At 79.5% G+C, this 823-nt stretch carries 1 pseudogene; it reads left to right on the top strand.

From position 1 onward, the window contains the following. Positions 1-248: 248 nt before the first annotated feature. Positions 249-823 (top strand): annotated as a pseudogene (locus MHY29_RS12170) (hypothetical protein); the annotation flags it as partial.

The raw sequence follows: 823 nt of genomic DNA, 5'->3' as shown, positions 1-823 counted from the left end.
CTCTCTCGTTGGGCAGGAACGCCTCCCGGCGGCGCACCAGCGAGCCCAGGCGCAGGCGGCGGGCGCCGCGGGACGGGCCGGACGGGGCGGGGGAGTCCTCGATGTGGTCCACGCCGACAGCGTACGGCAGGGGCGCGGGGCCGCCGTGGGCCCCGCGGGCGCCGTACCGGGGGCTACCGTGGTGGCGAGTCAGGAGCCGGGCGGCCGCCGCCGCGACCGGCCCCGCCCGTCGACCGGAAGGACCCGCCATGACCTCCCAGCCCTCCTCCCCGTCCCTGCGCGGGGCCGTGGACCTCTCCTCCCTGCGCACCCCGCGCCCCGCGCCCGGCGCGCAGGGGGCGGGTGCACAGGGTGCCGGCGCCCCCGGCGAGCCCGCCTCCTGGGCCGTCCTCGACGCCGACTCCCGCCTGCTCGAGCAGCTCGTCCAGCTCTCCACCCAGGTGCCGGTGATCCTGGTGCTGCACGTGCCGGGAGACGCGACCTCGGAGGCCCTCTCCACCCAGTTCGCCGACGCCGCGGACGCCCAGGCCGGGACCGTCGTGATGGCGCGTCTGGACGTCGTCGCCGAGCCGCAGCTGCTGCAGGCGTTCGGGATCGGGGCCGGCCCCGCCGTCGTCGCGGTCGTGGCCGGCCAGCCCGTCCCGCTGGCCAACCAGGAGCTGCCCCAGGAGGCCCTCGACGGCCTCATGGGCCAGCTGCTCGAGGTGGCGCGGCAGAACGGCGTCGCCGGGCGGGTCCCCGCCCTGGCCCCGGCCCGCGACGGCGCGACCGCGCCGGGCAGGTCGTCCGCGGCGAGGGCCTCCTGGGCGCGACGGTGCAGCGG

Source organism: Micrococcus sp. ACRRV (assembly GCF_022346985.1).
GTDB lineage: Bacteria > Actinomycetota > Actinomycetes > Actinomycetales > Micrococcaceae > Micrococcus > Micrococcus porci.
This window is presented reverse-complemented; position numbering and strand designations above follow the sequence as displayed.